This is a genomic window from Streptomyces sp. NPDC036764, from assembly GCF_055609385.1.
The window spans coordinates 99,710-112,941 of sequence record NZ_JBVJPT010000003.1 but is presented as its reverse complement, the minus strand read 5'-3'; the positions used below and the strand labels follow the sequence as shown (position 1 = coordinate 112,941).

The window sequence follows — 13,232 nt, the reverse complement described above, 5'->3', positions numbered from 1 at the left end:
GAGAAAAGAGCGAGGGGGGTGAGGATGGTACGGGTTTTCGTGGTGTAGGGTAGGGGGGGAACAGACAACGCGAGAAGGGAGGGGGGGAGTCCCCCCCCCCCCCCCCTCCCCCCCCCCCCGCCTCGTGCTGTTCACGCCTTGCCGTGACCCTTCTCTCACATGGTGCAAACAGTATGAAAAGCCCATGGATGGCGCATGCGGCAAGGTGTCGCCCCGATCCGACGTGTAGGGTCCCGTGGCCGATAGCCATGGAAGGGACCAAACCGGTGAACAAGAAGCTCGCGGCCGCACTGTCCGGCGGTGCGGTACTGGTACTGGCGCTGACGGGATGCACAAGCGACGAGGGCAACAAGGAGCTCGACGCCTGGGCCAAGAAGGTCTGCGACGCGGTGCCGGCGCAGAACGCGAAGATCTCGGCGGCCTACGTCGCGATAACCAAGGCGGCCAAGGACACCACCAGCACGCCCAAGGAACTCCAGGAGGCCGACTCCAAGGCCTTCGAGGACCTCGCCGAGGGCTACAAGGCGCGCGCGAGCCTCATCAGCGGCGCCGGGGCGCCTCCCGGCGTGGAGGGCGGCGCGAAGGTCCAGCAGGACGTCGTCAAGAAGCTCACCTCCCTCTCCGCGGCCTACGCCGACCTGAAGAAGCGGGTCGACGGGCTGAACACGAAGGACCAGGGGAAGTTCGCGTCCGGCCTGAAGGACGTCTCGGCCGAGATGAAGCAGGTGGAGACGCAGCGCCAGAGCGCCGTCACGGCACTGAAGAAGCTGGAGTCCGGCGACACCAAGAAGGCGCTGACCTCGCAGGAGGGCTGCAAGCAGGCCGCCGAGGCGTCCGGGGCGGCCGGCGCCACCGGTAGCTGAGCCGAAGCGGCCGGGGCCACCGGCATCTGAGCCGAAGGCCGGTCAACGGCGCGACCGGCAGCCGAGCCGAACGCCGGTCACTGGCCCGACCGGCGGCTGAGCCGACCGAGGCCGCCGGCGTTCGAGCCGACTCCAGGGGCGGGCGCGGGTCACAATGAGGGCGTGAGTGACTCCACGCTGCCCTCCCTGCCCGCTTCCGACCGCCCCGATGTCGCCGCCCGACTGCGACAGGCCCTGCTCGGGGCCTCCTTCACCGCCGACGGGCTGCTCGAACTGCTCGGTGCGCCCGCGTACGCGGCGCTCGCGCGCAGCGAGACCGTGCCCGCGCTCCGGGCGACCCGCGGAGACACACCGCTCGAGGCGCTCGTACGGCTGTTCCTGTTGCAGCAGCCCGTCGCGCACGCGCGCGTGGCGGCCGTGCTGCCCGTCGACGCGTGCCTGGAGAGCGGGTGGCTGGTCCGGGTCGGCGGTGCGTCCGACGACGTCGCCGCGACCGTGGACGTACGGCCCTACGGCGGGCCGGGCGGTGAGGACTGGTTCATCGTGTCCGACCTCGGCTGCGCGGTCGGCGGTGCGGGCGGCATCGGCAGCAAGGACGAGGGTGTCGTCCTCGGCGTCGGCGGCGCCTCCACGACCCTCGCCGGCATCACCGTCCGCACGCCCGTCGCCTCCGCCCTCGACATCGGCACCGGATCCGGCATCCAGGCCCTGCATGCCGCGCAGCACGCCACGCGCGTGACGGCGACCGACCTCAACCCGCGCGCACTGCACATCACCGCGCTCACGCTGGCGCTGTCCGGCGCCCCGGCCGCGGACCTGCGGGAGGGCTCGCTGTTCGAGCCGCTGAAGGACGACGAGACCTACGACCTGATCGTGTCCAACCCGCCCTTCGTGATCTCGCCCGGCGCGCGGCTGACGTACCGCGACGGAGGCATGGGCGGGGACGATCTGTGCCGGTCGATCGTTCAGGGAGCGGGGGAACGGCTGAACGAGGGCGGGTTCGCGCAGTTCCTCGCCAACTGGCAGCACGTCGCGGGGGAGGACTGGCAGGACAGACTGCGCTCTTGGGTGCCGCGCGGGTGTGACGCGTGGATCGTGCAGCGCGAGGTTCAGGACGTCACGCAGTACGCCGAGCTGTGGCTCAGGGACGCCGGTGACCACCGCGGTGACGCGGCCGAGTACCAGGCGCGGTACGACGCGTGGCTGGACGAGTTCGAGGCGCGCAAGGTCAAGGCCGTGGGCTTCGGGTGGATCACCTTGCGCAGGACGTCGGCCGCCGTGCCCTCGATCACGGTGGAGGAGTGGCCGCATCCGGTCGAGCAGCCGCTCGGCGACACGGTCCGCGCGCACTTCGCCCGGCTCGACTACCTGCGTGGCCGGGACGACGCGGCCCTGCTGGAGGACCACTTCAGGCTCGTCGCCGAGGTGGTTCAGGAGCAGGTCGGGCTGCCCGGCGCCGAGGACCCGGAGCACGTGGTGCTGCGTCAGCACCGGGGCATGCGCCGGGCCACCCAGGTGGACACGGTCGGCGCGGGCTTCGCGGGCGTGTGCGACGGTTCGCTGAGCGCGGGCCGCATCCTGGACGCGATCGCCCAACTGATGGGCGAGGACCCGGTGATGCTGCGCGACCGTACGCCCGCCCAGATCCGGCTGCTGGTGGGGCAGGGGTTCATCGAACCGGCGCGGTGAGCCGTCTCGCCTGAGGAGTTCTGGGCCGCTGACGCCCACTCAGGTCGCCGGTGCCGGGCCCGCCGTTCTCACGCGCTGACCGTCGGGCACCGGACCGGCATCCTCCACAGGGATGTGGAACCGGCCAACGTCGAATGGGGGGATTCCGCGACGGCGGAGCGAACCTGTGAGTGAAGACGGCGACAGTTTCCACACCCCCTTGATCGACGCGTCAATCCGCACAGCGACCAGGCCATAGGCATGGTTCGGGCAGTGGGCGAAATGAGTCGCAAGAAGGGCCCGGACAACGTCGCCGAGCTGCAAAGCGGGCCTCATCAAGGCCGTGCACAAGATCGGCCGGGCCGACTGCGTGAAGCCGATCGGAAAGACGACGTGACCGGCGCGGTCCGTGGCGGACAGGGCCGGTGAGGGCGGAGGATGCCGAGGGGCTGTCGTGGCTGCCGGGCCCGGAGGGATTCCTGAGTCCACAGTCACGTCGGTCCCGCGTTCACCTGAGGTTCGTCTGTGCGCCGTCCGCGCGTGCCAGTCTCGCCGGGCTGGGCATGCGCGGACGGGAGAAAAGGGGCAAGCGGAACCATGGAAAGGGGACCGGCGCTCTTCGCGGGGATCGTGTTCGCCCTGTTCGGAGGCGGGCTGCTGGTGTGGACCGCGGTACGGGTACGGCAGCGCCGGCCTGTCGCTCACGGTGTGAACCCCGTCGCATCGGCGACGCTCGCCGGTGCCGTCTCGCTGATCGCTCTGATCCTCGGAACCTGGTGCCTCACCCGCCTCTGAGAACGGCCCCCGAGCTGGGCAGCCGGTAATTGGCAGGGCCTCTTCCGGAAAGGCTCGAAAAGACCTGTGGGCACTCCGGGCGGCAGGAATGGCGGAAGTCGGGTTACCGTTCGAGTGGCCGTTGCGGGCTTTTCCCGTTTGACAACGGGGCGGGATGTACCGTCACACTCCGCAGCGTCACCACCACCCGACCCCGGGATTACGGCCTGGGGAGGCCCAGCGTCGACCGGAGAGAAGAGCGAAGTTGTCCCCGACCAGCGAGACCGCACAGGGCGGCCGCCGACTCGTCATCGTCGAGTCGCCTGCCAAGGCGAAGACGATCAAGGGCTACCTGGGCCCCGGCTACGTAGTCGAAGCGAGCGTCGGGCACATCCGCGACCTTCCTAACGGCGCCGCGGAGGTGCCGGAGAAGTACACCGGCGAGGTCCGCCGCCTCGGTGTGGACGTCGAACACGACTTTGAGCCGATCTATGTGGTCAACGCCGACAAGCGGGCCCAGGTCAAGAAGCTCAAGGACCTGCTGAAGGAATCCGACGAGCTCTACCTCGCCACCGATGAGGACCGCGAGGGCGAGGCCATCGCGTGGCACCTCCAGGAAGTGCTCAAGCCCAAGGTCCCGGTCAAGCGGATGGTCTTCCACGAGATCACCAAGGCCGCGATCCAGGCCGCCGTCGCCAACCCGCGCCAGCTCAACCAGAAGCTCGTCGACGCCCAGGAGACCCGCCGCATCCTCGACCGCCTCTACGGCTACGAGGTCTCGCCGGTCCTGTGGAAGAAGGTCATGCCGCGGCTGTCGGCGGGCCGTGTCCAGTCCGTCGCCACACGGCTCGTCGTGGAGCGGGAACGCGAGCGCATCGCGTTTCGTTCTGCTGAGTACTGGGACCTGACGGGCACCTTCGCGACCGGCCGCGCAGGGGACTCGTCGGACCCGTCGTCGCTGGTCGCACGCCTGCAGACCGTCGATGGCAGGCGGGTCGCGCAGGGCCGCGACTTCGACTCCCTGGGACAACTCAAGAGCGCGAACACCCTCCACCTCGACGAGGCGAACGCCCGCGCCCTCGCCGCCGCCCTGGAGCAGACGCAGTTCGCCGTCCGGTCCGTCGAGTCCAAGCCGTACCGCCGCTCGCCGTACGCCCCGTTCCGTACGACGACGCTGCAGCAGGAAGCCAGCCGCAAGCTCGGCTTCGGCGCGAAGGCCACGATGCAGGTCGCGCAGAAGCTGTACGAGAACGGCTACATCACGTACATGCGTACGGACTCCACGACGCTGAGCGACACCGCCGTCGCCGCGGCCCGTGCCCAGGTCACGCAGTTGTACGGCGCCGACTACCTGCCGTCGGCCCCCCGGACATACGCCGGGAAGGTCAAGAACGCGCAGGAGGCGCACGAGGCGATCCGCCCCTCCGGCGACCGCTTCCGCACGCCTGCGGAGACCGGGCTGACCGGCGACCAGTTCAAGCTCTACGAGCTGATCTGGAAGCGGACCGTCGCCTCCCAGATGAAGGACGCGACCGGTAACTCGGTCACGGTCAAGATCGGCGGCACGTCCGCCGACGGCCGCGACGTCGAGTTCAGCGCGTCCGGCAAGACGATCACCTTCCACGGCTTCCTGAAGGCCTACGTCGAAGGCGCCGACGACCCGAACGCCGAGCTCGACGACCGCGAGCGCCGGCTGCCGCAGGTCAGTGAAGGCGACCGGCTCAGCGCCGAGGAGATCACGGTCGACGGGCACGCCACCAAGCCCCCGGCCCGCTACACCGAGGCCAGCCTCGTCAAGGAGCTCGAGGAGCGCGAGATCGGCCGCCCGTCGACGTACGCGTCGATCATCGGCACGATCCTCGACCGCGGCTACGTCTTCAAGAAGGGCACGGCACTCGTCCCGTCCTTCCTGTCCTTCGCCGTGGTCAACCTCCTGGAGAAGCACTTCGGCCGACTGGTCGACTACGACTTCACCGCCAAGATGGAGGACGACCTCGACCGCATCGCCCGCGGCGAGGCCCAGTCCGTGCCGTGGCTGAAGCGGTTCTACTTCGGCGAGGGCACCCACAACGGCACCGCGGCCGACGCCGGCAACGGCGACGGGGACCACCTCGGCGGCCTCAAGGAACTGGTGACCGACCTGGGCGCGATCGACGCCCGCGAGGTGTCGTCGTTCCCGGTGGGCAACGACATCGTGCTGCGCGTCGGCCGCTACGGCCCCTACATCGAGCGCGGCGAGAAGGACACCGAGCAGCACCAGCGCGCCGACATCCCGGACGACCTCGCGCCGGACGAGCTGTCCGTCGAGCTGGCCGAGGAACTGCTGGCCAAGCCGAGCGGTGACTTCGAGCTGGGCACCGACCCGCAGAGCGGTCACGAGATCGTCGCCAAGGACGGCCGCTACGGCCCGTACGTCACCGAGGTGCTCCCCGAGGGCACCCCGAAGACCGGCAAGAACGCGGTCAAGCCGCGCACGGCCTCCCTCTTCAAGTCCATGTCCCTCGACACGGTCACGCTGGAGGACGCGCTCAAGCTGATGTCCCTGCCGCGTGTCGTCGGCACCGACGCGGACGGCGTGGAGATCACCGCGCAGAACGGCCGCTACGGCCCGTACCTGAAGAAGGGCACGGACTCGCGCTCGCTCCAGACCGAGGAGCAGCTCTTCACGATCACGCTGGAGGAGGCGCAGGCGATCTACGCCCAGCCCAAGCAGCGTGGCCGCGCGGCCGCCAAGCCGCCCCTTAAGGAGCTGGGCACCGACCCGGTGAGCGAGAAGCCGGTCGTCGTCAAGGACGGTCGCTTCGGGCCGTACGTGACCGACGGCGAGACCAACGCGACCCTGCGCTCCGACGACAGCGTCGAGACGATCACCCCGGAGCGCGGCTTCGAGCTGCTCGCCGAGAAGCGCGCCAAGGGACCCGCCAAGAAGACGGCGAAGAAGGCCCCGGCGAAGAAGACGGCCGCCAAGAAGGCCGCCCCGGCCAAGAAGACGGCCGCCAAGAAGACCGCGGCGAAGAAGACGACCACGGCCGCGAAGAAGACAGCGACGAAGAAGGCCACCGCCTCGAAGTCGTCCAGCGAGGACTGAGCGGGGACGGATCCGGTTCGCAACCGAGCCCTTTCCGGGGCCGGTTGAGGGCCGGGTCCTTCACCTCCGGTTCGCAAAACGAACGCCTCGGCATCAGTTTGGTGTCGGGGCGTGCGTACGTTCGGGCGGGGGCGCCGGGCTGTCGGTGCGTCCCGATAGGCTGAAAGCATGACCCGTGCCGAGCAGCCAACGGCCCCCAATCCGGCCCCCGACGACGCCCTGGCCGCGGACTCCCGCGAGCGCGCTGTCCGCGCCCTGCTGCGCCGACCGCAGCTCAAGCGGCTGTGGAGTGCGCAGTTGGTGGGGGGTGTCGGCGACATCCTCGCCCTTCTGGTGCTGGTGCTGCTGGCCCTTCAAGCGGCGATCGCCGAGGGGTCGTTCGGCGGCGGCTACCGAGGCGTGGCATTCGCAGTGGCGACCGTCTTCGGCGTGCGCATCCTGGCCACGCTCCTCTTCGGCGCCGTACTCCTCGGCCCGCTGACGTCGCTGACCTCCCAGGAAGGCCCGCTCGACCGGCGCTGGACCATGGTCCTCGCCGACGGACTGCGGGCCGCGCTGCTGATCGTCGCGCCCCTGTGGATCGACTGGACGCCGGACAACGCACTGGCGTTCCTCCTGGTGACGGTCTTCGTGACCGGCGTCGCCGAGCGCTTTTGGACGGTGTGCCGGGAGAGCGCGGCGCCCGCGCTGCTGCCGCCCCCGCCGCCGGAGGGCGCGACGGTACGACCGCTGCCGGACCACATGGACGCGCTGCGCCGCCTGTCGCTGCGCACGAGCTTCGTGGCGGTCCCGCTGGCCGCCGCCGCGCTCGTCGCCGCCGCCCTGCTGAACAACCTGCTCGGTGCCGGGCTCGACTGGTTCGAGCAGCACCAGGCGGCTCTCGCCTCGTATGTCGCGGCCGGCCTGTTCGCCGCGTCGCTGTCCGTGGTGACGTTCCTGGAGCTGCCCGGCACGCGCACCCCGCGCGCGCGGTCGCCGCTCGAGGGTCTGCGCCGGCCGAAGACCGGCTCGGGCGTCGACAAGGGCCGTACCGGCGCTATCGCCCTGCTCGTGACGGCCTGTGCCGCCGTCGCCGCCGCGGTTGCCGCAGCGGTCGCCGTGTCCGTGCTGCACGCCAAGGACCTGGGCGGCGGGCCGGTGCTCTACGGCCTGCTGGTGCTCGCCCTGACCGGCGGAGTGGTCGTCGGCATCCGTACGGCCCCCGCCGTGCTGCCCGCCCTGTCCCGGCGCCGTCTGCTGGCGCTGGCGATCGCCTTCACCGGCGTCGCCCTGCTGGCCGCCGGACTCGTCCCGGACGTCACCACCGTCCTGCTGATCCTCGCCCTGGCCGGCGTCGGCGCGGGCGTGTCCGCCAACACCGGGCACACCCTGCTCGACCAGGAGGCCGAGGAGTTCCGCCGGGCACGCACGACGGAACATCTGCACGCGGTCGCACGGGTCTGCGTCGCGCTCGGCGCGGTGATCGCGCCGCTGGTGGCCGCGCTCATCGGGCCGCACCGGCTGGAGAGCGGCAAGTTCGTCTTCGCGCACGGCGGAGCTGCGTTCACGCTGATGCTGGTCGGCGCGCTGCTGCTGCCGGTGGCCGTGCTGGTGCTGGCCAAGGTCGACGACCGGTCCGGCGTGCCGCTGCGGCAGGACCTGCGGGACGCGGTGCTCGGCGGGGACGACCCGGAGCAGGTGCCCGCGACGTCCGGCTTCTTCATCGCCCTGGAGGGCGGCGACGGCGCCGGGAAGTCCACCCAGGCCGAGGCGCTCGCCGAGTGGATCCGCGGCAAGGGCCACGAGGTCGTCGTCACGCGCGAGCCGGGCGCCACGCCCGTCGGCAAGCGGCTGCGGTCGATCCTGCTGGACGTGTCGAGCGCCGGTCTGTCGCACCGCGCGGAGGCGCTGCTGTACGCCGCCGACCGCGCGGAGCACGTCGACACGGTGGTGCGGCCCGCGCTGGAGCGCGGCGCGGTCGTGATCTCGGACCGCTACATCGACTCCTCGGTCGCCTACCAGGGTGCGGGCCGCGACCTGTCGCCGACGGAGATCGCCCGCATCAACCGCTGGGCCACGAACGGACTGGTACCCCACCTGACCGTGCTGCTCGACGTCTCGCCGGAGATCGCCCGCGAGCGGTTCACCGAGGCGCCGGACCGGCTGGAGTCGGAGCCGGCGGAGTTCCACGCGCGCGTGCGCTCCGGCTTCCTGACGCTGGCCGCGGCCGACCCCGGGCGTTACCTGGTGGTGGACGCGGGCCAGGAGCCCGAGGCGGTGACGACGGTCGTCCGGCACCGGCTCGACCAGATGCTGCCGCTGTCCGAGGCCGAGATCCAGGCGCAGGAGGAAGCGCGCCGCAAGGCCGAGGAGGAGGCCCGCCGCAAGGCCGAGGAAGAGGCCGCCCGCAAGGCCGAGGAGGAGCGCCTGGAGCGTGAGCGCCAGGAGCAGCTCGCCCGGCTGCGCGCCGAGGAGGAGGAGCGCAAGCGCCGCGAGCTGGAGGAGGCGCAGCGGCGCGAGGCCGAACGGCAGGCGGAGGAGGCCCGGCAGCGGGCCGAGGAAGCGGCTCGGCGTGCCGAGGAGGAGCGGCAGCGGCTCCTCGCCGAGGAGAAGGTGCGCGCCGAGGAGGAAGCGCGCCGCAAGGCCGAGGAGGAGCGGCGCCGTAAGCAGGCCGAGGAGGAGGCGCGTATTCGTGCCGAGGCCGAGGAGCGGCGCCAGGAGAAGCAGCGCAAGGCGGAGGAGGCCCTGCTGCGGGCGGAGGAGGCCCGGCGACTGGCCGAGCAGGCGGCTGCCGCCGCCGAGGCGGGTCCCAAGCCGGCCGCGCCCGCGACCGGGACCGGCTTCGGGGACGCGGCGACGATGCCCACGCCCGTCGTGACGCCGGAGCAGGCACAGGGCGGTGCCTCGGACGAGACGACCGTGCTGCGCCCGGTGCGCGACGAGGGCCCGCAGCAGACGGAAGGCGGGCGGTCTGCCTCTCCCCGTCCCGCCAAGGAGTCCGCGTCCGAGGTCACGACGAAGCTGCCGCAGCCGCCGGTGCCTTCGGGTGCGGCGGACGAGACGGCTGTGCTGCCGCCGGTGGCGCCGGGTGCGGCGGACGAGACGGCTGTGCTGCCGCCGGTGGCGCCGGGTGCGGCCGATGAGACGGCTGTGCTCCCGCCGGTTCCTCCGGGGGCCGCGGACGAGACGGCCGTGCTGCCTCCCGTGCCGGCCGACGAGCCCGGGGGTCGGGTTCCGCCCGGCTACTTCCGGGACGAGGACCGTACGCGCGAGATGCCCCAGGTCGACGAGGCGGGCGCCCCGCGACGCAGGGCCCGGTCCGACTGGGCCGAGGAGACCCCGCTGGACGACCTGCCGACGCTGGCGGACGAGCTGCTGGGCCCGCATGAGGACGAGTACGACGAGGACGGCGGCCGGGGACGGGGCCGTCGGCGCTGAGGCCGACGGGGCTGAGACCGACGGGGCTGAGGCCGACGGGGCATGGGGTGGCGCCGGGGTGCGCCGCCCGCCCCGGGTTCTTCGTCGGTGACCTCGTCGTCGGCACCCCGCTGTCAGTGCCGCCCCGCACAATGGACTGCACGACGCGAGGTGTGACGAAAGGCGGGCGGGGCCCATGACCGTGTGGGACGACCTGGTGGGGCAGGAGCGGGTGAGTGAGCAGCTAGAGGCTGCCGCTCGGGACGCCGATGCCCTGGTCACCGCCGTTGCCGGCGCCGCGCCGCTGCCCGAGGCGTCCAGAATGACGCACGCCTGGTTGCTCACAGGGCCGCCCGGAGCGGGCCGGAACCAGACGGCGCGGGCCTTCGCCGCCGCGTTGCAGTGCGTCAGCCCCGACCGGGCGCTCGGCGGCGCCCCCGGCTGCGGCTTCTGCGACGGATGCCACACGGCTCTGGTGGGCACGCACGCCGACGTCACCACCGTCGCCGCCGTCGGCACCCAGATCCTCGCCGACGACATGCGGGACACCGTCCGCAAGTCGTTCACCTCGCCGGCGAACGGCCGCTGGCAGATCATCCTGGTCGAAGACGCCGAGCGGCTGAACGAGAAGTCGGCCAACGCCGTCCTGAAGGCCGTGGAGGAGCCCGCCCCGCGCACCGTCTGGCTGCTCTGCGCCCCCTCCCTCGAGGACGTCCTGCCCACCATCCGCTCCCGCTGCCGCCACCTGAACCTGAGCACGCCCTCGGTCGACGCCGTCGCCGACATGCTCGTACGGCGGGAGGGCATCGAGCCCGACGTCGCCGCAGCGGCGGCCCGCGCCACCCAGGGTCACGTCGACCGGGCCCGCCGCCTGGCCACCGATCCGGCGGCCCGGGAGCGCCGGGCCTCCGTCCTCAAGCTGCCCCTGCGCGTCGGCGAGGTCGGCGCCTGCCTCAAGGCCGCCCAGGAACTCGTCGACGCCGCCGCCGAGGACGCCAAGCAGCTCGCCGAGGAGATCGACGTCAAGGAGACCGAGGAGCTGAAGGCGGCGCTCGGCGCGACGCAGGGCGGCAGGATGCCGCGCGGCACGGCGGGCGTGATGAAGGAGCTGGAGGACAAGCAGAAGCGGCGCCGTACCCGCACCCAGCGCGACAGCCTCGACCTCGCCCTGACCGACCTCACCGCCTTCTACCGCGACGTCCTCGCCCTCCAGCTCGGCTCCAGGATCGCCCTCGCCAACACCGACGCCGAGGACGCTCTTCAGCGCCTCGCCCGCGACAGCTCGCCGGAGTCCACGCTCCGCCGCATCGAGGCGATCGCCGCCTGCCGGGACGCCCTGGAGAGCAATGTGGCGCCGCTGCTGGCGGTGGAGGCGATGACGATGGCGCTCAGAGCGGGCTGAGAAGCCGCGGCCACCCTCCCGGCGGCGGCACGAGTCCGACAGCCCGACGGCACCCACTGAATGATCAACAGGAGGTTGACCGTGTAACACGTACGAGCCGTGCCGTGCACACAGGGCATCCGGCCGACTGCACAGAGTTACGCTCGGCTGATGCACACCAGGCGCAGCTCCGCAGTCAGCTCAGCCCCAGACCCGAGCCCGGTCGGTCCGGACGGCCCGGGCGCGCGCATCCGCCCCCGAGACCGTCGTCGCGCGGGCATGTTCGGCGCCCTCCTCGGCGCCGTCGCGCTGCTCGCCTCCGCCTGCACCTCCGGCGGGTCGACGAACCCGGGGAGCGGGGCGGCCGAGGCCGGGCTGGCCGCGCTGCCGCGGTCGACGCCGGCCGCGCTCACGCCGTACTACACACAGGAGCTGACCTGGCGAAGCTGCGGGGTGCCCGGCTTCCAGTGCACCACCATGCGGGCGCCGCTCGACTACGCGAAGCCGGAGGCCGGGGACACCCGGCTCGCCGTGGCCCGCAAGAAGGCGACGGGGCCGGGCAAGTCCCTTGGGTCGCTGCTGGTGAACCCGGGCGGGCCGGGCGGATCGGCGATCGGCTACCTCCAGCAGTACGCAGGGATCGGCTACCCGACCGACGTACGCGCCCGCTACGACATGGTCGCGGTCGACCCGCGCGGAGTCGCCCGCAGTGAGCCCGTCGAATGCCTCAACGGGCGCCAGATGGACGCGTACACGCAGACGGACTTCACTCCCGACGACAGCGCGGAGACCGGTGAGTTGGTCGCGGCGTACAAGAAGTTCGCGGAAGGCTGCGGGGCGGACGCGCCGGGTCTCCTGCGTCATGTGTCCACCGCCGAGGCGGCCCGGGACATGGACATCCTGCGTTCGGTGCTGGGGGACGAGAAGCTGACGTATGTGGGGGCGTCGTACGGCACGTTCCTCGGGGCGACGTACGCCGGACTCTTCCCGGACCGGGTCGGCCGGCTGGTGCTGGACGGCGCGATGGACCCCTCCCTGCCGGCCCGCCGGATGAACCTCGACCAGACCGCGGGGTTCGAGACGGCGTTCCGGGCGTTCGCGAGGGACTGCGTGCGGCAACGGGACTGCCCGCTGGGCAGCCGGGCCGGCGAGGTCGGCCGCAACCTCAAGGCCTTCTTCGACAAGCTCGACGCCCAGCCCATCCCGACCGGCGACGCGGACGGCCGTGAGCTGGGCGAATCCCTCGCCACGACCGGCGTGATCGCGGCGATGTACGACGAGGGAGCCTGGGAGGCGCTGCGCGACGCGCTGACCTCGGCGATGCGGGAGAACGACGGAGCGGGCCTGCTCGCCCTCTCCGACAGCTACTACGAACGCGACGGCGACGGCCGCTACTCGAACCTGATGTTCGCCAACGCGGCCGTGAACTGCGTGGATCTCCCGCCCGCCTTCGCCACCCCCGACGAAGTCCGCACGTCCCTGCCCGCGTTCGAGAAGGCGTCCCCCGTCTTCGGCGAGGGCCTCGCCTGGGCGACCCTGAACTGCGCGTACTGGCCGGTGGCCGCCACCGGGGAGCCGCACCGCATCGAGGCGAAGGGCGCGGCCCCGATCGTCGTGGTCGGCACGACGCGCGACCCCGCGACCCCGTACCGCTGGGCCCAGGCCCTCACCCGCCAGCTCTCCTCGTCCCGCCTACTCACCTACGACGGCGACGGCCACACGGCGTACGGGCGGGGCAGCGACTGCATCGACGACACGATCAACGCGTACCTCCTCCGGGGGACGCCGCCAACCGGGGGAAAGCGCTGCTCATAGCCTTGATCGCGGCCGCCGAAGGGGCTGGTGGGGGGCTGGTACGGAGCACCTCGGAAACTGTGTAGACTTACCGACGTTGCCGATCGCACCATAGTGCGTACGGCGCGCCGCCTTAGCTCAGATGGCCAGAGCAACGCACTCGTAATGCGTAGGTCTCGGGTTCGAATCCCGAAGGCGGCTCATCTTAGAACCCCGGGTCGGATCCTCTCCGACCTGGGGTTTTCTCGTTCACCGCGTGCGGCGGGGA

At 71.8% G+C, this 13,232-nt stretch carries 7 protein-coding genes and 1 tRNA gene; all 8 read left to right on the top strand.

Annotated features, from left to right (window positions below; all coding sequences use genetic code 11):
* The first annotated feature begins 248 nt into the window (after positions 1-248).
* The 8 genes from ACZ69Q_RS15385 to ACZ69Q_RS15350 all read left to right on the top strand — a co-directional run bounded on the left by ACZ69Q_RS15385 (position 249) and on the right by ACZ69Q_RS15350 (position 13,165).
* Positions 249-863 (top strand): small secreted protein, encoded by a 615-nt coding sequence (locus ACZ69Q_RS15385; RefSeq protein ID WP_471041703.1) that lies wholly within the window; start codon positions 249-251, stop codon positions 861-863.
* Between the two features lie 162 nt (positions 864-1,025).
* Positions 1,026-2,552: a DUF7059 domain-containing protein gene (locus tag ACZ69Q_RS15380; RefSeq protein WP_471041702.1), complete on the top strand. Its 1,527-nt coding sequence runs from the start codon at positions 1,026-1,028 to the stop codon at positions 2,550-2,552.
* Between the two features lie 576 nt (positions 2,553-3,128).
* Positions 3,129-3,326 (top strand): hypothetical protein, encoded by a 198-nt coding sequence (locus ACZ69Q_RS15375; RefSeq protein ID WP_471041701.1) that lies wholly within the window; start codon positions 3,129-3,131, stop codon positions 3,324-3,326.
* Positions 3,327-3,570: 244 nt separating this feature from the next.
* Positions 3,571-6,393 (top strand): type I DNA topoisomerase, encoded by a 2,823-nt coding sequence (gene topA / locus ACZ69Q_RS15370; RefSeq protein ID WP_471041699.1) that lies wholly within the window; start codon positions 3,571-3,573, stop codon positions 6,391-6,393.
* Positions 6,394-6,561: 168 nt separating this feature from the next.
* Complete coding sequence (gene tmk, locus ACZ69Q_RS15365; protein WP_471041697.1) at positions 6,562-9,810, top strand: dTMP kinase; 3,249 nt, start codon at positions 6,562-6,564, stop codon at positions 9,808-9,810.
* A 175-nt stretch (positions 9,811-9,985) separates the two neighbouring features.
* A complete protein-coding gene (locus tag ACZ69Q_RS15360; RefSeq protein WP_471041695.1) occupies positions 9,986-11,191 on the top strand; it encodes a DNA polymerase III subunit delta' in 1,206 nt (401 codons plus the stop codon).
* A gap of 150 nt (positions 11,192-11,341) precedes the next feature.
* Positions 11,342-12,985: an alpha/beta hydrolase gene (locus tag ACZ69Q_RS15355; RefSeq protein WP_471041694.1), complete on the top strand. Its 1,644-nt coding sequence runs from the start codon at positions 11,342-11,344 to the stop codon at positions 12,983-12,985.
* Positions 12,986-13,091: 106 nt separating this feature from the next.
* Positions 13,092-13,165 (top strand) — tRNA-Thr (locus tag ACZ69Q_RS15350).
* Positions 13,166-13,232: the final 67 nt, after the last annotated feature.

Bases quoted from the DNA above. Each gene is read 5' to 3' on its own strand.
- ACZ69Q_RS15375 (WP_471041701.1), top strand. From the start codon at position 3,129: ATGGAAAGGGGACCGGCGCTCTTCGCGGGGATCGTGTTCGCCCTGTTC.
- ACZ69Q_RS15385 (WP_471041703.1), top strand. From the start codon at position 249: ATGGAAGGGACCAAACCGGTGAACAAGAAGCTCGCGGCCGCACTGTCC.
- ACZ69Q_RS15355 (WP_471041694.1), top strand. From the start codon at position 11,342: ATGCACACCAGGCGCAGCTCCGCAGTCAGCTCAGCCCCAGACCCGAGC.
- tmk (WP_471041697.1), top strand. From the start codon at position 6,562: ATGACCCGTGCCGAGCAGCCAACGGCCCCCAATCCGGCCCCCGACGAC.
- ACZ69Q_RS15360 (WP_471041695.1), top strand. From the start codon at position 9,986: ATGACCGTGTGGGACGACCTGGTGGGGCAGGAGCGGGTGAGTGAGCAG.